This window comes from Microbacterium ginsengisoli (assembly GCF_000956535.1).
Classification (GTDB): Bacteria; Actinomycetota; Actinomycetes; order Actinomycetales; family Microbacteriaceae; genus Microbacterium; species Microbacterium ginsengisoli.
The window spans coordinates 37,000-59,447 of the sequence record NZ_JYIY01000066.1; the positions used below are offsets into that span (position 1 = coordinate 37,000).

Sequence of the window (22,448 nt, forward strand, 5' to 3'; positions counted from 1 at the left end):
GTCGATATTCGGGTTGAGGGCCACTGTTCTTAGGCTCCTTCTGCCGTGCGGACCTATCGCGCGGCAGAAGGAGTGATTCGGATGGTACGCAAGATCAAGGCGAAGCTGGTGCTGAGGCTTCGTGCGGAGGGGTTCACGGGGCGGCAGATCGCGGCGCAGGGCATGTCCCGGACGAGCGTGGCCGCGGTCATCGAAGCCGCCGACAGGGAGGGCATCGGCTGGGACGACGTCGCGGAGCTCGAGGAAGCCGATGTGTATGCGCGGTTGTTCCCGGGTCGTGGTGAGCATGAGAGCGTGCATGCGCAGCCGGACTGGGACGGGGTGCATCGGGAGCTCGCGCGGGTCGGGGTGACGCTCAAGCTGCTGCACGGCGAGTATGTCGACGCCTGCCGTGCGGCGGGATCGACGGCGATGGGCTATGACCGGTTCTGCAAGACCTACCAGCGGCATGTCCTGATCGCTGGGGCTGCGTCGCGGGTTGGGCACAAGGCCGCACAGAGCGTCGAGGTCGACTGGTCGGGCAAGACGATGCAGCTGACCGACCCGGCCACCGGGCAGCGGACGCGGGTGTTCTTGTTCGTCGGGACGCTGCCGTTCTCGAGGTACGCGTTCGTCGAGCCGACGCTGGACATGCGGCAGGACTCCTGGCTGCGCGCGCATGTGTCGATGTTCGACTGGTTCTCCGGCAGTGTCCCGCGGGTCGTTCCGGACAATTTGAAGACCGGGGTCATCAGTCATCCCGCGGAGGGTGAGGTGGTGCTCAACGACGCGTATCGGGAGCTCGCGGCGCACTACTGCCCGGCGGTGCTCCCGGGGCGGGTGAAGAAGCCGAAGGACAAGGCGAGCGTCGAGGGCACCGTCGGGAACATCGCGACCTGGGTGATCGCGTCGCTCCGCGACCGTCAGTTCGCGAGCCTGCCGGAGCTGCGGGCGGCAGTCTATGAGCGCGTTGCCGCTTACAACGCGGAGCCGTTCCAGAAGCGACAGGGCTCCCGTCTGGGCGTGTTCGAGGCGGAGGAGAAGCCGCTGCTGCGGCCGCTGCCCGCCGTGCCGTTCGAGATCAGCCGGTGGGCCTACGGCCGTCGGGTGCAGAAGAACGGGCACGTCGTGTTCGAGCGCAACTTCTACTCCGTCCCCTACCCTCACATCGGCCGCAGCGTCGACCTGAGAGTCACCGACAGCACGCTCGAGGTGTTCGCCGGCGACCAGCGGCTGACCAGTCACCTCCTCGCCCCTGTCGGGGTGGTCAACGCGTATCGCACCCACGACGCGGACCTGCCCGACGGTCTCCGCTACCGGCAATGGGACGCCGAGCGGGTCAGGGAGTGGGCGGGGCGGATCGGGGAGGACACCACGACGGTCGTGAATCGGATCTTCGAGTCCGTCCCGGTCGACGAGCAGGGTCTGGACGCCGCGCTGGCGGTGCTGCGGATGACCCGCCGCTACTCCGCGGCCCGGGTCGAAGCCGCCGCCGGCATCGCGCTGGCCTCCCGAGTGAGATCGCCCCGCTACGCGCACCTGCGACCCATCCTGGAGACGAACCAAGACGATCCTGGTGGCCGCGACGTCTGGTCGACGCCGGCGACGGCGAGCGAGCCGGCGGGATATGTCCGCGGCGCGGACTACTACGCGGGAGGGGTCCGATGAGCCGGCTCGACTCGGAGACGAAGCGGAAGCTGCGGGAGATGGGGGTCACGTCGCTGGTCGACGCGCTCGAGGTCCAGGACGACACCCTCACCCTCGGGATGGTGTTCGAAGAGCGCGTCAAACTCGCCGTCGACGACGCCCACGCGACGTTCACCCACTCCAAGGTCGAGGGGCTGATCCGCCGGGCAGGGCTGCGCTACCCGAACGCGGACCTGCGCCGCCTCGACCTGCTCGAGCAGCGCGGCCTGGACCGGGGCGTGATCGCGCAACTCGGCACCTGCCATTTCATCACCCGGCAGCAGAACGTCGTGTTCCAAGGGTTCACCGGCTCCGGGAAGTCCTACCTCGGCTCGGCGCTGGCCAAGCAGGCGTGTCAGCACCGCTACCGGGCGCACTACATCCGCATGCCCGACCTCGAAGAGGCCTGGGCCGCGGCACGAGACCGGCCAGGCGGGAAGGAGAAGTGGCTCCGCAAATACGCCGCGTTCATCCTCCTCGTGATCGACGAATGGCTCCTCGACAGTCCCGACGACAGCGTCCGCGGCATGCTGCTCGAGCTCCTCGAACGCCGCTACGACTCCACGTCGACGGTGTTCTGCACCCAGTACGCGAAGAAGGACTGGCACCAACGCCTCGGCGGCGGGGTCCACGCCGACGCGATCATGGACCGCATCGTCCACAACACCCTCTGGATCAACACCGGCAGCACCAACATGCGCGAACACACCGCGACCGCCAGCTGACCCACGAGCCGGTGAGCGTCGCGTCCGCCATAGTGGCGCTCACCGGCGATTCCGAGTGGCCTCGAACCCCAATATCGAGTGGCCCTGAACCCCAATACTCAGTGGCCCTCAAGCCTCCAAATACTCACCCTGCGCGCGCTCATTGCTGCCGATCCCGGAGGCCCGAACACCGAGCGGTGGATGACCGACCTGGTCTACAACTGCGCATATGACGCGTGGGCCGTCGCACAGGACAGCATTCATGCCCGCTGGCAGGAGCTGACTGACCCGAACACCTGCAACCCGATGCGCCCATGTCGTTCCGCGACGCGGGTGATGCAGGTTCGCGATGATGGGTCGCGGGATCTTCTGGATGTGTCTTCGTTCGCGGGGGCATCTGTTGCCGGTGTGGAGCGTGTTCGCGTTCCTCGCCGAGCACCGTCACCAGTTGTTCCCGGATGACATGTTCGCGGACTTGATCCCGTCGGGGCGGGGGCGTCCATCGCTGCCGGGTGATGTTGCCACGAGCGTGCTGCTGGTCTCCGCGCTGGTCGGTGACGCGATCGCTATGCTGGGCGTGCTGGAGGTCGAGGCGCTCACTGCTGCCGAAGGCAAGCCGGCGAACGCGATCGCGTTGCTGGCCCTGGTTGCCGGTTAGGACGTGGAGCCCGCGGACGGGTCGGACGGCACCGACGGGCGGTGGAAGGTCGCCCAGAAGGTCACTGCGGACCGGGTGATCTCCACCGTCGACCCCCACACGCGGCACGCGGACAAGACCGTCGAGCACCGCCGGGACGGATTCAAAGCGCACGTCGTCATCGAGCCCGAGGCCGGTCACCGCAGTCGCGGTGACCGGCCTAGAAGAGTAGCCCGTGCTTTCGTCCGGAATGCATCGAGAGGTCGACGCTAGTCGACCCGTTCGGCAGCCCGTCGGAGCCGATGAGGTCAACACCGTGTTCCTTCGATTGCTTCAGAAGCTGCTCCGCAAGCTGCTGCTCGTTGATGATCTCTCCCGTCACAGGATCAATCATTCCTATGACATCCGTCATCGCCTTTCCTCTCGGTCAGGACACCAGATCCACCGTGATCAGGCAGTCCCGACGAGGTGTGATCAGCGGCCGGTCGGGCGTGCCGTGGTCACGCCGAAGCCGGCGATGTACTCTTTGATCGGCTTGTAGAACGAGTACCCCACGCTGTAATCACCAGACGCGGCGAGTGCCTCGTACCCGGCAATCCAGGTGCGCACCTCGTGTGAGCTGTTCCCGGCTATCTCCGTCATCCAGTCGGATGTCCAGGCGTCCAGTGGGCTCAGGTCACCGGAGGCGAGGATGGCCATCAGTTCCTGGTCCCATTCGGGGGCGAGTTCCATGATCTCGGCCTCGCCGAGTACAAACGCCTTCGCGGTGTTGATGACGCGTTGCTGCCGGGCGTCGCGCGCCTCGGGGGTGAGGTGGCGGCCTCCGCCGAGGAGCGCTTGACGCTGATCGGGTGTGGCGGTGGCGATGCGGGGAACAGGAGGGTCGTGGGAGAGTCCGCCGGAGGAGATGAAGAGCACCCGCTCGTCGCGGTCGCGGAAAAACTCGCCGATCGCCCGGCCGAGCTCGCGGATGCTGCGCAGGGGGACGAATGGGGGGGCGACGGAGTTGATGAACACTGGGATGACGGGTTTCGCGGTGATATCGCCGTAGATGACTTCCATCGGCTGCACGGCGCCGTGGTCGACCTCCATTCGCAGCGAGATCGCCGAGCCGACGCCTTGACTCAGAACGTACTCGGCCATCTCTTTTGCGAGGTCGGCCGGCACGTCGAGAAGTCCGGCTTGGCTGCCGTAATCACCGATCGACTCGGCCGCGTAGCCGATGCAGAACGGCGGCATCAGCTCGTAGAAGAAGCCGTTGTAGTGATCAGGGGCGAAGTTCACGATCACGTCGGGGTTGAAGTCGCTGACGAACTGACAGACCGCCGCGAAGGCAGCATCGACTTCTTCCTTGACGTCGGCGGGAGGGTCGACGTAGTCCAACAGAGGACTGTGCGACATCGTCACGAGTGCTACCGGCATGATCTGCTCCTTTGCGTGTGCGAGGGGTCGGCCCCTGCGCGACGTTACGGGTTAGGCGACTCCGCGTGCGCGGAGGTATTCGGTGATGAGCCGGTTGAACTCGGTGGCCCGCTCGACCTGGGACCAGTGTCCGCACTGGCTGAAGACGTGCGCATCCGCGTTCGGGATCACGTTCAGCAGCTCCCATGTGCGGGATACCGGGATGACGACATCCTGGGTCCCGTGGATGAGCAGCACCGGCAGGTCGAGCTTCGCGAGGACCTCGAGGTCCAGCGGCAACTGGGAACGATCGCAGCGGGTCATCGGCTCGCTCGCCCTCGCCTCTCCAGTCGGGGCATCCCATCCCGCGATGCTCGCGATCGCGAAGCAGGCCGCTCGTGACCTCCAGGACGCGCTCCTGAACACCGCACCGCTGGAGTTGCAGGCGCTGCTGGCCCGGTTCGCGGACGGCACCGCCCGCCACCGCGTGCTTGCCATCAGTCGAGGAGGCGTGCTCGCCTCGACGGGCGCGTTGCCGATGCTCTCTCATCGGCTTCCAGGCCTCCACGGGTGAGTTCGTGGACGTCGACGAGGATCTCGCCGACAGCATCCGACAGCTGACCCGCGGATGACGAGCTCCACACTCACGCCGGCGTCCACCGCTTGCCAGCGGTGGACGCTCGGCCGCTCATCCTGGCGGCGGGTCTCCGAAGGCGGCTTCGATGCCCGCAGGTTCCACGTCGATCAGATCCCCGAGGCCCAGGCCAGAGCGTTCGTCTGCACGCATCACTACGCGGCCTCATACCCCGCAGCGCGTTTCGCCTGGGGGCTGTTCACCGATGACCCTCGGCTCATCGTCGACGGAGTTGGTCTCGTCGGCGTCGCCGTCCTGTCGGTGCCCATGAGTGCAGCAGTGCTGACGAACGTCTTCCCCGAGCTCGACCCGTTCACCGAATCGCTCGAGCTCGGCCGCTTCGTGCTCGTCGACGCTGTGCCGGCCAATGCCGAGTCATGGTTCCTCGGCCAGGTCTGGAGGCAAGCGGCAGCGGCCGGCATCCGTGGCGTCGTCTCTTTCGCCGACCCGATGCCGCGACAGAGAACGGTCACCGACGTCGACGAGCTCGGGCAGCTGAGCACGCGCACCGAGACAATCACGCCCGGCCATGTCGGAGTGATCTATCAGGCCACCAACGCGATCGCGCTCGGCCGGTCGACGGCACGGACGCTGAACTACGTCCCCTCGGCCGGCATCGTCCTCTCGGAGCGCACATTGTCGAAGATCCGCACCGGCGAACAAGGCGCCGATGCCGGAGAGCGGCACCTGATCGCTCTCGGTGCGCGCGCCAGACGTGCGGGTGAGGAGCCGCGGTCGTGGCTGCGCGACGCGCTCGAGGAGATCGGCGTGCGCAAGATCCGCCACCCCGGCAATCACCGCTACGCCTGGCCCCTCGGCAGTGTCCGGCAGCGCAGCCGCCAAGCGATCGCGCTCGAGCGGACCCCATACCCCAAAGCCGCGACACAGCTGCTCACTCTCTGAGTGCGCGATGCTGGCCACCGACACCACGACACGAGGACAGACCTCGAGCGATCGACGAAAGGAACCACACGATGCCCCAGCTGCTGAGGAAGGGATGGCCCGAGAGCCGCGTGCGAGACAGATACCTCGAGCACGCGCAGGCAGCCGTCGCCGCCGGCCTCGAGTTCCGCGCTTTCGCAGCGGAGGCTCGCCCAGAGATCGAGCAGCTGCTGAACGGAAGGATCACCAGTGACAACCCCTTCACCCTGGCGGCCGCGGCAGGCGGCATCAAGGCCACGCTGAACGGAGAGCTCGCCGGCGTCGTCGTGCTCGAAGGAATCGAAGTCCCCGGCGACGGAATCGCCGTCCGAGTGACCGCGCTCGCCGTGACCCCGACCTGGGAGGGCCGCGGCCTGGGAACCGTCCTGCTCGGGATGGTGCCCGGCTTCGCCACCGGGATCAAGTTCATCTACGGCGGGTGCGCTGCCGACGCTGCAGCGTTCTACCAGCGCGGCGGCTATGACGTGCTGCAGGCCGGAGAATCGCTCCCCTTCAACCTCGGCGACGGACTCAACCTCAAATCGTCCAACAGGCACTACCCCTGTTGGTTCATCCGCACCCTCCGGTGACATTCCGGGCAGGCATCCCCTGTTCGATGCTCGCCCGAGATCCCCAATCTGAGATCCGTGTAGGTTCTCGCTCGAGATGGCGGAGGATGCCGGGATTCCACGTTATTTGGCAGCGGTTTCGGGGGCAGGATTCCACGCGAAATGGCGGATTCCCCGCGACGTCGGTTCCGGCTACAGCGGTCGAGGAGGCGTTCCCGCTCCGAATGCGTCGTAGAGGCGAAGCGCCATCGACATCTCGAGGGCGTCGCGCGGTTGCTGGTTCGGATTCGCGGAGGCGACGCGGCGGCGGACGGTGTTGCGGTGGATGCCGAGATCGCTGGCCGTCTGCGTGATGTTGGAGCCGGCGGCGTAGTAAGCGCGGAACGTGGCCCGTAGGGTGTGGGCGTGCTCGTCCGTGCGCGCGAGGGGGCCCAGCACGCTGCGCACCCAGCGTTGCGTGGCGGGTAGGTCACGAGCGAACATCGCGAGCAGTGAGACGGCCGGCTCCGTGTACCCCACGACCGTTCGCCCTTGATGCTGCAAGGAGACGAGCGCGACCATTCGCGCGTCCAACGCCTGCGCGTGCGACGTGCGGAACCCTTCGACGCCGACGCCGACATCGCCGAGCGAGACGCGGAGTTCGCCGTCGACGTCGATCTCGGCGTCGACGTCGGCGGCGGACGGTGCAACTCCGGGCGCGGTGGGCACCCACACCCATGTCGTCGACGAATCCTCCGCGACGATGAGGGGAGGCCGGGGGGCGCGCCAGCGTGTCGCCAACCGTTGTGCCAGTGATCTGACGGCCGCCGCCGTGCTCCCCGCGGCCTCTTCGCTCCAGACCACGAGCGCGACGAACGGAGCCGAGCCGAGCGAGAACCCCGTGTCGGATTCGAATCTTGCGGGGTCGCGGCTCTCTCCACGAAGGAGGCGGTCGACGGTGTTCGCGAGAACGGCGCCCCGGCCGCCGTTCCAGCGGCGTCGTTCGAGCTCGTGTACTTCCGAGACGTACTGGAGGATCCAGTCGATGTAGCGGTGGACGACATCTGCAACAGCGCGGACCAGCTCGATCCGCTCTTCCTCCCGCACCGCCATCCCCTCGACGGCATCGATCCCCAGTCGCAGGAACATGCTCTGCCCGAGGTAATACGCGCGAGTCAGTGCACTGATCGGCACGTCGCGCTGTGCGAGACGCTGCGCGTACTCGACCGCAGCGGTGGTGGGCTGCAGGTTCGACAGTGCGATGTCGTTCGCGAGGATGTGGCAGATCGTGGCGACGTTTCCTTCGACGCTCGCGCGCAGCATTTCGATCATCTGCGGGTCCGGGCGCAACTCACGGATGCTCTCCGCGAGGAGATCGGTCATCTCGTCGACGATCTCGGTGAGACGGGTGTCGAGCGCCCGCGCCACGTCGACGAGCAGCCGACGCTTGGCTGCAGGCTCAAGGGGCGAGGCGGTGTCGACGCTCACGACGCGCTCGCTCGGCCTCGACGGAGCGCGCGCAGAGCACGGTGCGCAGCATTCACGCCGCTCTGTCCGTGAATGCCTGGTCCCGGGGCGGTCGCAGCCGAACACAGGTACACCCCCGGCAGACCGAGGTGGTACGGATCGGATGTCACCCGCGGGCCGAACATGAACTGGATCGGCGACTTCGCGCCGGTAAGGATGTCACCGCCGATGAAGTTGGCGTTGGTCGCCGCGAGGTCGCGCGGCGACTGCGCAGCCTGAGCGACGATCCGTTCCCGCGTGCCGGGGGCGAACCGCTCCAGCTGCGCCAGGATCGCCCCCGAGGCATCCCCCGCGTACCCCGCCGGGACATGCGCGTAGGCGTAGACGGGTTTGATCTCGCCATCTGCTCGGGAGGGGTCGGCGACGTACTGCTGACCGACGAGGACGAAGGGACGCTCCGGCATCCGGCCGAGGGAGATGCCACGCTCCGTAGCGGCGATCTCCTCAGCTCCGCCGCCGAGGTGCACGGTCCCCGCGGACGCCGCCTCCGGGTTCCGCCACGGTATCCCTCCTTCAACGGCGAGATCCAGCTTGAACGCGGCCGGCCCCGAGCGGAACCGGGCGAGCGCGTCGCGGATCCGGCGCGGCAGGACGTCGCCGTAGAGCGGCACGACGTTGCGCGGATGCAGATCGAGCATGGCGATGTCGTGCGGAGGGAGTTCTCGCCGCATTCGGATCGGCGTCGACGTTTCGAACCGCACTCCGAGGTCGCGCAATCCGGCCACGATGGCGTCCGTGAGCCGGCCGGTTCCGCCTTCGACGACGGGCCACCCCACGGCATGGCCGGCGGCGATGATCCCTGCCCCGATACCTCCGACGAGCGGCCTATCGATCCGGTTGATCGCATGGGCGGCGACCCCGGAGAACAGGGCGCGCCCCTGCGGGGTGCGCAGGAGTGCGCGGGTCCACGTCGGCGGGGGCCCGGCCACGAGACCGAATCTGGCGAGGAGGAGGGGATGCCGCGGCATCCGCAGCATCGGCTGGAAGATGTCGTCGCTCAGAGCGGCGAAGCGCCGCGCAGCGGGCCCGAACATCTCCCGCCACCGCCATCCGTCTTTCCCGAGTCCATCGGCGGTCTCGTCGATGCTCTGATGCAGCAGCGCAATCGTGCCGTCATCGAGAGGATGGGCAGCGTCGATCGGGGCGCGCCGCCACCGCACGCCCCGCGACTCCAACCCCCACGACGCCATGTACTCGGATCCGGCGGCCATGGGATGCACCGCCGCGCAATGGTCTTGGATCAGCCCCGGGAGAGGACTGTGGATGGTGCGGGCGCCTCCGCCGAGCTCAGCGTGCGCCTCGAAGACCGTGACGTCCACGCCCGCGCGCGCGAGCACGGTGGCGGCAGCGAGTCCATTGGGCCCGCTGCCGACCACGACTGCTCTGGTCACGCCTCCTCTTTCACCGGCGCCGACACCGAGGTCTCCCCGGGCACATGCACCGTGTTCGTCGCGGAGGTCGGCGGTTGCACGTCGGCGCGCCAGGTCACGTTGATGGGGATGGGACCGTTCGGCAGCCACGGCTGCTCCTTGACGGCGTCGGCCACCTTCCACGTTCCTCTCTCGATCACACCGAGCGCGGCGTCGATGATCTGGTACGACTGCGTACCCCGGGTGACGGGTTGCGATTCGACCCAGAATACGACGAACTCACCCGGCAGGAAGTGGCAACGCGTCTGCAGCGCTCGAATGAGGTCAGCGTTGTGCAGGTGGCCGTCTCCGAAGTTGAACCCGATCACCGAGTTGCACGCGAACTCGCCCTCGCGGACGGTTCGGGTGTCGATGTCAGGTAACGTGCGGTACGCGAGCGAGAACAGACCGCGACCCTGACTGTGCATCGACCGCCAGGCGATCGTCTGCTGCATCGTGATCTCCGCCGCGACGAACGGGTAGCCCATCTGCTGCAGCTGGTCGACCTGGTTCGACGTGGGCCGGATGACGGCATCCAGCTTCTTCTCCGCACCCGGAGTGAAGGTCCAGATCGCCGAAGCCCAGTTACCGGCGTACTGACGCAGCGACGGCAGGAACGACACCTTGTCGGGTCGGATGTTGCCCAGCACCGGGAAGAACAGCAGCGCGACCGCGATGCCGATCCCGACCCAGGCGTTCGAGAAGTCGAGCACGCTGAACCCCTGCCACGACGGGAAGCCGAGGAAGAGCGTGATCGCACCGAACGCGAACAGCAGGTTCCACTCGAGCGGAACGGCGAGGGGGAACGTCGACACGATGAACAGGCAGTAGCCCACCATGATGACGACCGCCGCGATCGTGACCCACTGGTTCGTCGAGAACAGCAGGATCAGCGGCACCACGAGTTCGACGCCCGCACCCATGCCGTGCGCCATGAAGTGCGCGAACCGCGAGGGGCGGATGTCTTCGGGGAAGTTCCGGTACATCGACCGCTTCAGCCACATCGGAGGCCAGAAGGGTGTGTTCGAGATCATCGCCGGGATGACGAAGGGGAAGTGGCGGCCGATCTTCGAGAGAGCGGCGCCGGCCCAGACGAGCACGATCAGCATCTTGAGCGCGATGATCATGTCGACGAACGGCAGCGCCACGAAGAACACGAGCGCCGGGAGGTACTGCTCGATGCGGGCGGCGAGCGCGATCGTCTTGTCACGGACACCCACGAGGACGATCAGCACGATGGCCGCGATCACCGGGGCGGGCTGGATGAGCCCGCCGACGCTGTCGGGCAGCGCCGCCGTGAGCGAGGGGGTGGCCCGTCCGGGCAGCACGAGCGCGGCGGTCAGCGCGAGGAGGAATCCGAGGTAGAGGACGACGTCGAACACCGTGCGCGTGTCGCCGGCGGTGCCGGGCACCCACTTCCACGGGCGCAGACGGATCGTGCCCGGGCGGGCCCAGAACAGGATGCCGCCGATCATCGGCTTGAACTTGCCGGCGATCGCGCCCCACGATCCCGCGACGCCGATCGCTTCGAGCAGCATCGTCCAGACGATGGCCTTCTGATAAACGATCGGCTCGTTCCACCACAGGTCCACCTGCCAGAACCAGCCCACCCCGCTCGTCGCGGTGATGATGACCGTGCCGATGAACAGCCACAGCACGACCACCTTCACGATGTAGGTGGTCGCGATCAGGCGCGGCGAACCGAAACCGTACTCGACCCAGTGCAGCGAGAGCGCACGGATGCGGTCGCGCAACGGTTGGTGGAGGAACGTCTCCAGATCGACGGGCGGGAAGTCCCCTGTCTTGAATCCCATGACAACTCCTTCGGTGCGGGATGGAACGGTGGCGGGTGGACGGGTCAGGCTGCGGCGAGAGCGTGTCGCAGCGCGGGTTTGTCGATCTTGCCGACGGGGTTGCGCGGCAGCGCGTCGATGATGTCGAGGGCGACGGGCACCTTGATCTTGGCCAGGCCGACGCGGCAGTGCGCGATCAGCTCCTCGGCATCCGTCTCGAACCCGGGAGCGAGAACGACGAACGCGACGGGCACTTCGCCCAGCACCGGGTCTGGCCGGCCGACGACGGCCGCCTCCAGAACCGCGGGATGCGTCGCCAGGACACCCTCGATCTCCTTCGGATAGATGTTCTCGCCGCCGCGGATGATCATGTCCTTGATGCGATCGACGACACGCAGATAGCCATCCGCGTCCAAGATCCCGACGTCGCCGGTGTGCAGCCATCCGTCCTCGATCGTCTCGGCGGTCGCCTCGATGCGGTTGAGGTACCCGCGCATGACCGTGGGACCGGAAATCACGATCTCGCCGCGCTCGCCCGACGCGACGTCCTCCCCGCGAACATCGACGATGCGGATACGCTGACCGGGAAGCGCCGGACCGACAGTGCCGGGCTTGCGGACACCCGACACGGGGTTGCACGCGGACGCGCAGGTGGCCTCGGTCAGCCCGTAGCCCTCCGTGATCGACATGCCGAATCGGGTTTCGCAGCGCGCGAGCAGTTCGGGTGAGACCGGGGCGGCGCCGCAGACGGCGAACCGGAGGCTGCCGGTGTCGATCGCTTCGTCGTCGGGGAGGGCAGCCAGATGGGCGAAGATCGCCGGGACCGCCGAGAAATAGGTGGGGCGGAAGCGCGCCATGGCATCCACGAACGTCCGAGGCGCAAAACGCTCCAGAACCGTCACCCGCGCACCCACGCTCATCGGGGCAAGGAAGGTGACGCAGATCGAATTGACGTGGAACAGGGGCAGGACGAGCAGCGCATGGTCGTTCTCCGTGAGCTCGAAGTGCTGAGCCATCCCTGTAGCCATGGCCTCGAGGTTGCGATGGTCGAGCATGACGCCCTTGGGGGCGCCCGTCGAGCCGCTCGTATAGACGAGCAGGGCGAGCCGGCTCGGGTCGATGGCGATCGACCGAGTGGTCGGTGCTGCCGGCGTCCTGCGCATCTCGTCCGCACCCAACGCGGGCACTTCCACACCCTCGACGGCGTTCCCGACGAGCAGTCGAGCGCGGGAGTCTTCCAGCTGGTACGTGACCTCGCGTGCCGTCAGCGTAGGATTCACAGGGGTCGCGACGACGCCGGCGATCCATGCGCCGAGCATCGCGACGATCAGCTCCACCGAGTTCGGGAGCATGATCGCGATCACGTCGCCACGCTGGATGCCGAGGTCGTCGAGCTGCTCGGCGAACGCGCGCGACTGCGCTTCGAGCTCCGCGTACGAGAGAGCGCGCGACACGTCCTGAACGCACGGGCGGTCCGACCTGGCGCTCGGGCTGTTCCACGGCAGGTGGGGGAGCGAAGGCGACTCGGTCACATTCTTTCCTTCCTCATCGAAGGTCTCGGGTGAAGACAGCGTCAGGCTATGCAGGGGCCGCCTCGGGCATACGGTTCGATCCGCACCACCGGCGGGACGTGATGGCGCGATCTGCACCATCACGTCCCACATGAGCAGTCAGAGCAGAGACGACGTGAAGCCGCCGTCGAGGACGAGCGTCGAGCCGTTGCACCAGCTCGAGGCGTCGCTGGCGAGGAAGGTGACGGCCGCGGCGACCTCCTCGACCGTCCCATAGCGGGTCTGCTTCGCCGCGATGAGGTCATCGAAGCCGCCAGGCTCGAGACCCAACGCCGCCTCGAAGTCGCCCTGATGGCTCGTCACGAGGGTCGTGTCGATGAAGCCCGGTTGCACGGCGTTCGCTCTGATCCCATATCCGCGCATCTCGGCGGCGACCGTCGCCGTCAGGTTCGTCACGGCCGCCTTCGCCGCGGCATAGCTGGCGATGAGCGCCGAACCTCGCAGCGAGGTGATGGAGGAGATGTTGACGATCGCCCCGCCGCCACTGCTGACGAGAGCGGGGAGAGCGTGACGGATCGTGAGGAACACGCCGTCCAGGTTGACGGCGAGGACCTTGCGCCAGTCCTCGAAGGACGTCGCTGCGAGGGGCGAAGTGACCGCGATTCCCGCGTTGGGAACCACGACATCCAGATGCCCGAACGTCTCGACGGTCCGTGCGATGAGGTTCTGCACCGCCGCCTCGTCGGTGACATCGGCGGCGACGGCGAGCGAACCGGGGATCGATGCCGCGACACGCTCAGCGGCGCCGGCATCGATGTCCGAAACGACGACCGTCGCGCCCGCCTCTGCGAGTGCGCGCGCGATGGCTTCGCCGATCCCGGCGCCCGCGCCCGTCACGATGGCGACCTTCGGTGCGAGGGAAATGTTCATGAGTGGCTTCTCTTTCGAATGGTGATGGATATCGGGGGTGCTCAGACGAGCGATGCGGTGAGGCCGCCGTCGAGAACGTACGCGCTCCCCGTCACCCACGAGGCCCGGTCGGAAGCGAGGAACAGCGCCACCTCGGCGATGTCCTCGGGGGTTCCCAGTCGACCCTGCTTCTGCGCAACCAGATCGCTGAACGGCACCTGGGTCGCAGCCTCGAAGTCCGGACGCAAGCGATCGACCATCGACGTGTCGGCGAACCCAGGGCAGACCGCATTCACGCGGACGCCCTGGGCGCGCATCTCGACTGCAGCGACCCGGGTGAGTTGGATCACTGCGGCCTTCGTAGCGCAGTACGACCCGAGCAGCGGGCTGCCTCCGATACCGGCGATGGAAGCTATGTTCACGATGTTTCCGCCGCTCGCGACGAGCGCAGGTGCGGCCGCCTTCATCCCGAGGAACGTGCCCCGCACGTTGACGGCGAAGATCTGATCGAAGCTCTCGGTGGACTGCAGCAGGAGCGGCGAGGCGACCTCGATTCCCGCATTGTTGACGAGGACATCGAGTCCGCCGAGCTGCTCGATGGCGCTCTGAATCGCGGAGGTGATGCTGCCCTCATCGGTGACATCTGCATTGGCAGTGCCTGCGGCACCCAGGCGCGCGGCCGTCTCTGCCGCCAGCTCGGTGTCGATGTCGCTGATGATGACGGAGGCGCCGCGCGCGATCGCAAGCTCGGCGATGGCTGCGCCGATCCCCTGCCCCGATCCTGTGATGAATACTCGTTTGCCGTTCAGATCAGACATGGGCTCCCTTTCAGATCGGCCTCGTTGCCGACCTGGGAAACGCTAGACGCGTGAAGAGCCCGAACTCAGTGACGGTGTGCACCATCGCCACGGCCAGATGGTGCACACCGCCCACTGTTCGAGATCGAGGCACGAGGCGGTGACCGGGCCAACGGCGTCTGACCGCCACGCCGCGATTCTTGTCTCCGCAGACGGCGACAACGGTGGCGAGCTCACGAAGAAGCGAAGGTGCTCGTGATCGCGCCCGTATCGAATCTCGTTCTCGAGTTCAGCCACCCCCGCCGGGCTGATGTAGGTTCCCACCCAAAGCGCCTCTAGCGCAGGAGGCCCGCAATCCCTCGGGGTGTTCGTTGCATGCCGTGCTGCTCCAGCTTGAATCAAGATAACCCTGAACAGGGAGTTAGGGGTGCCCCTCAATAGCTCCTGTGGACTCTGCTTCCTTGTGATGAGAGACTTCTCTGTTCTGCTTCGGGAGGTCAGCATGGGCGACGATGAACCGGCGGTCGATTGGGAAGGCGTCATCCGCGAGATGATCGCGCGTGCGACGGAGACGGCGCCCACCGAACCGGGCGTCTACAAGATGCCGTGCGGTGAGTGTGTGGTCGACTTCTTCATCACCGCTGAGGGCGAGGAACGCTGGCTCGTCGCCGGGGACGACCGCTCCTACACTCGTAAGACCGTCGCGATCGCCCGTCACGGAGACCACCCGTGGGAGCGTCTCTACACGCTCGCCGACGCGGCAAGGGAACTGGCGAGACTCGCAGCCGCGAACGGTGGCGACATCGACCGGGTGCTCAAGGAGCTGGTCGAAGCGATCAACGACCGTGAGGTCGAGCGCGTCCTGCGTGAGCGCGACGGCATGAGCAGTGAACCGCTCGAGAATACGACTGCGCGCTTCGGGGTCGACCTCGATGATCTCTAGGAACATCTACACCCGTCTAGCGAAACGATAGATATCCCTAGGTTTCTCGAGGGCCGCTTATCGAAGGAGGCCGCAGTGAGCCAGTATCCATGGTTCGACTTCGACCAGGTGGACTTCGTCACCTCGGACACGCATTCAGTCACGCACGGATCAGCGAACTCGCTGAGCGTCCGTTCACGTCCGTGGAAGAGATGAACGCGGAGCTGGTGCGACGGTGGAACGAGGCGGTGGGGACGGACGACACCGTCCTCCATCTCGGTGATCTCGCGCTCGGTCCGATCGAGGAATCCGTCGGGCTGACCGCGCAGCTGAATGGGCGACGGTTCCTCGTGCCCGGCAACCACGACCGGATTTCGCCGGCAACACAGTCAAGGCGCGCGATCGAACGGTTCGCCCCGCTGTACGAGGCGGCCGGGTGGAGCATCCTCCCCGAGGTCATCGAGGGCACCCGCGGCGGGTACAGGATCCTGGCATCCCACTACCTCTACAGCGGCGACTCACACGGCACCGACCGGCACACGACGCACCGGCCGCGCGGGGACGAGGGTGTTCCGCTGCTGCACGGTCACACGCATGCCCTTGATCACGGCCCCCACGGCCACGAGTTCCACGTCGGCGTCGACGCGCACGACTTCGCGCCCATCCGCTTCGCGGTCATCGACGAATGGATCCGCAGCCTGCCGGGGATCGAGACGCGACTGCAGGCCGCGAGCCGGGAAGCGCGCGCGGTGCTCGCCGATGTCGTCGGCGGTGAAGCGCCGGGATCGGATGCGCTGTTCTACATGCAGGGATACAACGAGCTCGTCATCGTTCTCGAGGAGCTTCTCGACGCGCTCCCTCACGACGAGCCGAACGGGTAGTCGGGAAGAGGGCGTTCGCGGTAGGGCCGGACCGGAGGGTGCGGATCTCGGTGCGGTAGCGCATCCATCCTTGCCTGCGCCAATGCACTATAACGAGGCCCCGGATCGCTCGTGACGACCACGCCTCGGCGTGGTCATCGAAGTGGGGGTCTTGGGTGGCGAGTTCGGTGAACAGCTCGCGGAACGTCGGCGGCTCGCCGTGCTCACGCGTGTGCCGGTGGATGATCTTCACCGCACGACGCGCCCAGCTCGGAGCGGTCTTCGCTGACGTGAGCTCGGTGAACAGCGGCGCCAGGTGGGGTGCCGACCACGGTTTGTCGGTCCACCCGGAGTTGTTCCACTGCATCGTGCCGTTTTGGAGGACCGGATCGCCGTACTCGGGAGCGTTGGGGATCACCGCCGCGTCTCGCGGTCGACGGACCCGCCCAGTGAACCGGCGGGCGTGGTCGGCGGCGAACTGGTCTCAGTCTGTGACCCGGCGTCCTCCATCACGGCCATCAGCGCCGCCGTGTACTTCTCCCCGGTCAGCTTCATGCGCTCCCGCGCTGCTCGTTGCAGACGGCTGGAGGTGCGCTTCTTCTCGGTCATCATGACTTCTCCTCTTCGGTCCGTGATGTGGCTTGGGCATGAGTGTCAGTGGCGAGGGCGCGGTGGAGTTCGCGAGCGAGCCGTTCGCCGAGTGGGGTGAGACGCATCGGCCTGTTGCGTGCCGCGGGGACGAACAGGTCTCCGCCGACGTCGGCGCCGAGGCTGGCGAGCTGGGCGCTCAGTGAGCTCTGGGTCGTGCGGATGGTCGCCGCGGCGGCGCGCACGTTGGCGTGCTGTGTGGCGATGAGGAATCGGCGCGCGCGTTCGATGGGGTTCCGGCCGATGAGGGCGCGCTGGAGGAGTCGTGACCGGCCTGCCAGCGGATGAGGGGTGCGGTCGTGTGGGCCGGGTCGCATCGCGATGCCTGCCGCTTGGATGCGGTGCGCGATCGTGGGGGCGCTGCAGCCGACGAGCACAGCGATCTGTCGCAGCGTCATCCCTTCTTTCTCGTATCGCTCACGTAGCCAGTCCTCGTCGATGACGAACGTGGTGGGCCGTCCGCGGCGGAGGGTGCTGTGGCCGTCGGCGAGCACACGCGACACCGTCTGCCGGGATACTCCCGTCCGTCGTGCGAGCTCATAGGTGGTTGCGCCGTCACGGTACTGGGCGATCAGTTCGCGGCTGCGAGATGGGGTGTCGAGTGCGCCCCGCGCGGGTCTGGCCGTCGCCCACTCACCGATGGTGTCGCTGCGGACGGCGGGTTCGATGTGCGTCGCCAGCGGCGGCGCCCAGCTGAGCGGCTCGTCGATTCCTCGGCTGAGCAGGAAGGCACGACCGACTTCGGTCAGCTCACGGCGCACAGAGTCCGGCAGCGCCATCGTGAAGGTCGTCACCGTCCGCGGGGACAGTCCGGCGGCATCCCATCCTTCCGGCGCGCGTCGAATCGAGTTGCCTGTGATGGCCCGGTAGAGGTGGGCGCGCGCCTGGCGATGCCTGGCGCCGGCGCCAGGTTGGACATTCACCCGGGCGCAGATGCGATGCCATTCCTCGTCGGGAAGGAGATCGGTGCAGTTGAGTCTGCGGCGACGTGCGTAATCGATCGGGGTCTCGTGCGCGTCGAGGTAGGCGGCGAGATTGAGGATCGCCGCGAGGGCAGGCGTCTCCGCGCCCGGCCTCCCGAACTCGCGCATCACATGAGTGACCTGACGGATGGGTGCCGTCGAGTCCAAGAGGGCGAGGGCAGCGGAGTGGGTCAGCCGTGTGCCGGTGAACACGACGGCCGCGGCCAGCGCGGACGCGGCGACGTCGCTGTTGATGCGGCGTGGGGTGAGCGCGTTCGTCCACTCCTCCCAGAGTTGCGCCGGCACCTTCCGCGCCCGCTCCTCGGGGTCCACGTCCGAGGCGGGCGCAGCTTGCAGGAAAAGCGTCGGACGTCGGGTGCGGCCCAGGGACGCGGCGATCAGTCGCTGCAGCTGCGGCGTCTGACCGGTGTACGACGTGCTCACCGCGAGGCGCCCAGCCAACAGCCGAACGGCACGGTCGGGGTCTTCGAGGGCGGCGATCGCGATCGTCGTACCGACCGCGCCGCCCGCCGCGGTCGGCGGTCCCGCCCACGTCCACGCATGCTTATCCCGAGGCACCACCGCCAGGAGTCTCGTTCCCAGCTCCGGCATCTCGAGGTCGCCGCCATCGCTGAGCGCGACACCTGCGGCGCGGGTGAGGAGGCGGATGTCTTCGAGGACGGTGATCGCAGGTTGCGGGGCGTCCGCGTAGATCCCGAACCGGCCCTCGCCGGTGGAGAGGATCTGCATCATTCGGCGCTGCGCGTGCAGCGCCGCGTCGGGTGCGGCGATGCGTTCGGGGTGCGCGGTGAGGTCGCCGCGGCAGCGGCTCGCGATCGGCCCTGTCCCGGCACCGGCGACGGGACTGTGGCAGTGCCCGGGGTTCGGGATCCCGGCGAGCGGATGCCCGGTGCGCCGCGGCGGGCGGCGGCACACCGGACATTCGTCGGCGAGAATGCGGCGGTGCCTGACGCACGCGAACGTGAACGGGAACTGCCACGACATCCGCCACCTGCCGCCGGAGTCAGCGAGGCATTCGGGGCAGTACCGTCCCGCCATCCCGCCGACGGGGCAGCGGAAGCTGATCCTCCCCTGCCGGGTGTAGCGGATCGCGTGCCGTGCGAACCGCATTCGCGTCATCTCTTGGAACTGCTCCGCCGGAATTCCCGTGGACCGCTCCAGCCGTGCCGCCTGAGCGTCCGTGAGCTCGGTCGCCCACTGCGCGGCCATCCACGACGTCGCCGACACCGCCCTGCCACCCTCCTGCTCCACTAGACCGAGCGCACACGCCATCTCCGCGACAGTCGCACGGGTAGCGGCCGCCGAAGCCTCCAACCAGGAGTCGAACGGCTCATCCGGCAAGGGGCGGACCCGAAACGGGAGGACACGCACGGCACCGGACGTCTCGCTCATCAGGCCGCCTCCTCACCGGTCTCTTCGGCGCCGTCGCTCTTCAGGCGACGCCGACGCCGCTCACGGCGGGCCCGATCCTCCCGGTCGTGCTTGGCCTGCAGCTCGGGGCGCTCCGTTTCGGCTCCCTCGTCGATGCGGATGTCATCGAGGAGCTGCCGGTCGATCCGCTCGACGCCTGTGCGGATGGCGCGGGACGCGCCGCGACGGATGAGGTCCATGAGCGATCCGATGTTGCCCGTGGTGCGGGCGAACAGGTACCGCGACATGTCGACGAGCATCCCCTCGTGCGCATCCGCGAGCACGAGGGCCTGTTCGATGTGCCACAGCAGGCTGTCCCACTCCTGGCGGGTCTGCTTGGTGCGCAAACTGTACGAGTCGAGGCTGAGCACGGTCCAACGCCGGAACGTCTGCGCCATCGCCGCCTCCTTCCCCGTCGCGCCCTCACCGACGAGACCCCGTTCGCGGAGCGCGACACCGGCGAACAGGAACGTGGCGCTGTACTCGTTGGACAGCCACTTCAACTGATTCGCGACCTCGACACCGTCACGGGTGCGCATCTGGATGAAGTGCAGATCGTCGATGATCACCAGACGAGTGTCGTGCCGTTCGATACAGTCCGCGGCCGCCCGCGCCAGATCCCGGCCAGCCATCGAACGGTGCAGGATCCCCGCGGTCGCCGGGTGCGCGTAGAACCCAAGGATCATCATGTGCAGACCCTTGATCGTGAGCCGCCCTGGGACGGTGATGTGACAGACCGGGAGGTGGAGGACGTCGCGATCCTCGTCGAGGTACTCACCCACCTCTGCGATCCGCTGACGGTGGAAGTCGCGCCCAAACGTATTCACGACCGTCGATTTCCCGAGAGCCGGCGGGGCGTCGAGGGCAGCAGCGGATTTGACCCGGTCGGAGTCCTGCAGGTTACTGTCCAGAATGTCACCCAGTTGCAGGTGCACACCGTGCACCTGCCGGGTCCGCAGCAGGATGTTCGCGTGCCACGCCCGACGCTCCGCGTTGTACCGCGCGAACGCATCCGGATCGAGCGCTCCGAGCTGCTCCGGGGTGAGCAGCGCGGGCTTCTCGCGCGGGGGGCGCTCGGCGAAGTCCTTCCACCCCTCATAGGTGGACAGGCTCCGCTGCCGGCGAGGCGCGTCGATCTCGCCTGAAAGTGTGGTGGTCATTGGATCATCTCCATCGGCTCGAAGTGGTAGTCGGATCGGATCGTGGGTTCGTCGATGTCGTCCTCGTCGTCGTCATCCCCCGTTCCCGGGATGTCGACCCGCTTCCGCGGATCGCGGACCTCGCCGGTGAGCTCCAGGCCGAGGTCGGTAATGGGGCTCAGTTCGGCCTCGAGCATCCGCTGGACGGTGCGCAGCGACCACACCCCGTCTGCCGCGGGATCCTTCTCGTTGAGCTGCGCGGCCATGCGGGAACTCATCCGCCGCTCCGACGGGGTGAGTGCGCGTCCGGCTCCCCAATCCTCGAGTAGCTGGGCGGCGACGTCGTCGACCTGGGAAGGGCGGCCCTGGCGGATCGCGATCTTCTTCGCGTACTCCAGCGCGTCGAGGCTGAACGGCGTGTCGAACGCTCCCTTGTGCTCCCACTCGAGGGTGTGCCAGGTGCCGTCCTCGGGGTCGTGGAAGTAGATCTGCGTGAGGTCGTCGGGGTTGACCACGAACGGCCACTCCGTGCCCTTGTCGCGATGGATCGACCGGGCACGGTTGCGATACTTCGCGACCGAGTCGCCGGTGTAACGCAGCTTGTGGATCTCGACGCCGTAGTGGTTGAACTGCCGTTTCACGACCGGGAGCAGCTCGAGGAGGACGCTCCGGTCGATCGGCATCCGCAGTTGCCCGGCAACGGCGAGCCCTTGGTCGTATCTCTCGGCGGGGCTGAGCTTGACGCCCGGGAGGCGGGGATCCTCGAGGGAGTCGTGGGGTCGGAGGTGGTAGACAGTCGCGACCCATTCGCGGATGATCTGCTCCAGCTGCGGGACCGTGTAGACCGCGTCGGCCTCGACATCGTCGCCGCGGCCGCCGACGTCCGCGCCCTTGTAGCCGGGGAGTTCTTGGAGGAACGTGTCGAGGGTGCGGAAGAACCTCTCGACGGGGCTCTTGTCGGTGGGCTGGTAGACGCGGGCAGGCTGGATGGATATGCCCAGGCGTGCGCACGCGCTGGTCACGTGCTCCGAGAGGTATGGTGCGCCGTGGTCGACGATGATCGTGTCGGGCAGGATCCCCGCGCGAACGAACCGCGGGACGCGGATGCGCGTCGGGTCGACGAGCACGGAACCGGCGATGCCGTGGAAGGGCCATCGTGCGGTCGTGCCCCAGTCCGCGGGGGTGTCGAAGGGTTGGCACGCTTCCATGAGCACCCCGGAGACGTCGATGGATTTCGTTGAGCCTGGCGTCAGTCGCATGCCGAGGATGCAGCGGGAGTAGAGGTCGATCGCGACCGTGAGGTCCGCGGCGACCCACTTGCCGGTCACCGGGGCCACGGCGAAGACGTTCAGCGGTGTCGTGTCGAGGAGGACGTATTGGCCGGGTGCGGTGGCGTGCAGGCGACCGTAGGGCGCGGGCGGCCGGTTCGCGTTGGAGCGCTTGCGTTTGGTGCTCCCGGAGAAGGTCGCGCGGCCTCGGGAGAGCTCGTCGAGGATCTTGTATGCGGCGCTGCGAGAAGGGGCGGCAACGGTACCTGGCCCGTGGGTGCGTTCGGCTCGGGCGTTCACTCTCGCGATGATGATGCTCTTCGCGACCTTCGACTCCGGCGTTTGCTCATCGATGACCTCGCGTGCCGCCGCGACCCACCGGTCGTCGAAGTTGACGAGCAGCTTGCCGGGCTGCGCCTTGCGATGATCGATCAGTCCGATCTCGCCGGCATCCTTGTATCTCGCCACCCACCTCGCGATGGTCCGACGACCCTTGCCGAGCTCGAGCGCTTTCGCCGCGATCCGCTCTTCGATGCGACGCTCCGGATGGTAAGCGAGCTTCGGTTCGCCCTCCCGTGCGATCTCAGCCGCACCCGACCGGTAGCCGGTGAGGATCTCTCGCACGTGATCGGCGCGCTCGGCGGACACCGCGCGGACCGCCTCGCTGGCATCGGCCCAGATCACGCCTAGTGGAAGTGCGTCTTCATCGCGACTGTTTCCGGGGATGCGTGTCGTACCTCCCTCAGCGCGCGGCCGCAGAAC

Annotated in this window: 20 protein-coding genes and 1 pseudogene; 8 read left to right on the plus strand and 13 right to left on the minus strand. The window is 67.4% G+C overall.

Translation table 11 applies throughout. From position 1 onward, the window contains the following. The first annotated feature begins 81 nt into the window (after nucleotides 1-81). From istA to RR49_RS16095, 3 genes and pseudogenes are all read left to right on the plus strand, one after another. A complete protein-coding gene (gene istA, locus RR49_RS04760) occupies nucleotides 82-1,647 on the plus strand; it encodes an IS21 family transposase (RefSeq protein ID WP_045246921.1) in 1,566 nt (521 codons plus the stop codon). Continuing rightward, nucleotides 1,644-2,390: an ATP-binding protein gene (locus tag RR49_RS04765; protein WP_045246922.1), complete on the plus strand. Its 747-nt coding sequence runs from the start codon at nucleotides 1,644-1,646 to the stop codon at nucleotides 2,388-2,390. The genes istA and RR49_RS04765 overlap by 4 nt, the downstream gene beginning before the upstream one ends. Before the next feature lie 315 nt (nucleotides 2,391-2,705). After that, nucleotides 2,706-3,204, plus strand: a pseudogene (locus tag RR49_RS16095) (hypothetical protein); the annotation flags it as partial. 22 nt (nucleotides 3,205-3,226) lie between these two features. Here RR49_RS16095 and RR49_RS04775 read toward each other — a convergent pair. The 3 genes from RR49_RS04775 to RR49_RS04785 all read right to left on the minus strand — a co-directional run bounded on the left by RR49_RS04775 (nucleotide 3,227) and on the right by RR49_RS04785 (nucleotide 4,707). Then, a complete protein-coding gene (locus RR49_RS04775; RefSeq protein ID WP_048809244.1) occupies nucleotides 3,227-3,418 on the minus strand; it encodes a hypothetical protein in 192 nt (63 codons plus the stop codon). A 62-nt stretch (nucleotides 3,419-3,480) separates the two neighbouring features. Then, nucleotides 3,481-4,428 carry a 3-carboxyethylcatechol 2,3-dioxygenase gene (locus RR49_RS04780; RefSeq protein WP_045246924.1) on the minus strand — a complete coding sequence of 316 codons (948 nt, stop codon included), beginning with the start codon at nucleotides 4,426-4,428 and terminating at the stop codon, nucleotides 3,481-3,483. A gap of 51 nt (nucleotides 4,429-4,479) precedes the next feature. Continuing rightward, a complete protein-coding gene (locus tag RR49_RS04785; protein WP_211255140.1) occupies nucleotides 4,480-4,707 on the minus strand; it encodes an alpha/beta fold hydrolase in 228 nt (75 codons plus the stop codon). A gap of 70 nt (nucleotides 4,708-4,777) precedes the next feature. On the opposite strand from RR49_RS04785, the gene RR49_RS04790 reads away from it, so the two are divergent. From RR49_RS04790 to RR49_RS04800, 3 genes are all read left to right on the plus strand, one after another. After that, complete coding sequence (locus RR49_RS04790; protein WP_045246926.1) at nucleotides 4,778-4,981, plus strand: hypothetical protein; 204 nt, start codon at nucleotides 4,778-4,780, stop codon at nucleotides 4,979-4,981. A gap of 54 nt (nucleotides 4,982-5,035) precedes the next feature. Beyond that, nucleotides 5,036-5,944: a Mom family adenine methylcarbamoylation protein gene (locus RR49_RS04795; RefSeq protein WP_048809245.1), complete on the plus strand. Its 909-nt coding sequence runs from the start codon at nucleotides 5,036-5,038 to the stop codon at nucleotides 5,942-5,944. Between the two features lie 71 nt (nucleotides 5,945-6,015). After that, nucleotides 6,016-6,552, plus strand: a complete 537-nt coding sequence (locus tag RR49_RS04800) for a GNAT family N-acetyltransferase (protein WP_045246927.1) — start codon at nucleotides 6,016-6,018, stop codon at nucleotides 6,550-6,552. Nucleotides 6,553-6,723: 171 nt separating this feature from the next. Here RR49_RS04800 and RR49_RS04805 read toward each other — a convergent pair whose 3' ends face one another. Genes RR49_RS04805 through RR49_RS04830 form a run of 6 tightly spaced genes read right to left on the minus strand, consistent with a single transcriptional unit; the run spans nucleotide 6,724 to nucleotide 14,477 of the window. After that, nucleotides 6,724-7,998 (minus strand): PucR family transcriptional regulator, encoded by a 1,275-nt coding sequence (locus RR49_RS04805; protein ID WP_045246928.1) that lies wholly within the window; start codon nucleotides 7,996-7,998, stop codon nucleotides 6,724-6,726. Continuing rightward, nucleotides 7,995-9,428, minus strand: coding sequence for a phytoene desaturase family protein (locus RR49_RS04810; protein WP_045246929.1), 1,434 nt, complete (start codon nucleotides 9,426-9,428; stop codon nucleotides 7,995-7,997). Before RR49_RS04810 ends, RR49_RS04805 begins: the two co-directional genes overlap by 4 nt. Beyond that, nucleotides 9,425-11,260 carry a DUF3556 domain-containing protein gene (locus tag RR49_RS04815; protein ID WP_048809247.1) on the minus strand — a complete coding sequence of 612 codons (1,836 nt, stop codon included), beginning with the start codon at nucleotides 11,258-11,260 and terminating at the stop codon, nucleotides 9,425-9,427. Before RR49_RS04815 ends, RR49_RS04810 begins: the two co-directional genes overlap by 4 nt. A gap of 44 nt (nucleotides 11,261-11,304) precedes the next feature. After that, nucleotides 11,305-12,891, minus strand: coding sequence for a class I adenylate-forming enzyme family protein (locus RR49_RS04820; protein WP_084603808.1), 1,587 nt, complete (start codon nucleotides 12,889-12,891; stop codon nucleotides 11,305-11,307). An 18-nt stretch (nucleotides 12,892-12,909) separates the two neighbouring features. Continuing rightward, entirely contained in the window at nucleotides 12,910-13,680 is a 771-nt protein-coding gene (locus tag RR49_RS04825; RefSeq protein WP_045246930.1) for a glucose 1-dehydrogenase, read from the minus strand. Between the two features lie 41 nt (nucleotides 13,681-13,721). Further along, the gene (locus RR49_RS04830; protein ID WP_045246931.1) at nucleotides 13,722-14,477 is read right to left on the minus strand and encodes an SDR family NAD(P)-dependent oxidoreductase; all 756 of its coding nucleotides are present in this window, start codon (nucleotides 14,475-14,477) and stop codon (nucleotides 13,722-13,724) included. Between the two features lie 406 nt (nucleotides 14,478-14,883). On the opposite strand from RR49_RS04830, the gene RR49_RS04835 reads away from it, so the two are divergent. Both RR49_RS04835 and RR49_RS04840 read left to right on the plus strand, forming a co-directional pair. Next, nucleotides 14,884-15,399 carry a zinc ABC transporter ATPase gene (locus tag RR49_RS04835; protein ID WP_245610955.1) on the plus strand — a complete coding sequence of 172 codons (516 nt, stop codon included), beginning with the start codon at nucleotides 14,884-14,886 and terminating at the stop codon, nucleotides 15,397-15,399. 182 nt (nucleotides 15,400-15,581) lie between these two features. Beyond that, entirely contained in the window at nucleotides 15,582-16,259 is a 678-nt protein-coding gene (locus RR49_RS04840; protein WP_052672001.1) for a hypothetical protein, read from the plus strand. Nucleotides 16,260-16,652: 393 nt separating this feature from the next. Here RR49_RS04840 and RR49_RS04845 read toward each other — a convergent pair whose 3' ends face one another. From RR49_RS04845 to RR49_RS04860, 4 genes are read right to left on the minus strand one after another with little or no spacing between them, the layout of a single operon-like run. Next, a complete protein-coding gene (locus RR49_RS04845; protein ID WP_045246933.1) occupies nucleotides 16,653-16,850 on the minus strand; it encodes a hypothetical protein in 198 nt (65 codons plus the stop codon). After that, nucleotides 16,847-19,261 (minus strand): TniQ family protein, encoded by a 2,415-nt coding sequence (locus RR49_RS04850; RefSeq protein WP_048809251.1) that lies wholly within the window; start codon nucleotides 19,259-19,261, stop codon nucleotides 16,847-16,849. Before RR49_RS04850 ends, RR49_RS04845 begins: the two co-directional genes overlap by 4 nt. Continuing rightward, nucleotides 19,261-20,439, minus strand: a complete 1,179-nt coding sequence (locus RR49_RS04855; protein WP_045246935.1) for an AAA family ATPase — start codon at nucleotides 20,437-20,439, stop codon at nucleotides 19,261-19,263. The genes RR49_RS04850 and RR49_RS04855 overlap by 1 nt, the downstream gene beginning before the upstream one ends. After that, on the minus strand, nucleotides 20,436-22,370 hold the full coding sequence (locus RR49_RS04860; RefSeq protein ID WP_052672002.1) for a TnsB C-terminal domain-containing protein: 1,935 nt from the start codon (nucleotides 22,368-22,370) through the stop codon (nucleotides 20,436-20,438). Before RR49_RS04860 ends, RR49_RS04855 begins: the two co-directional genes overlap by 4 nt. Nucleotides 22,371-22,448 lie beyond the last annotated feature (78 nt).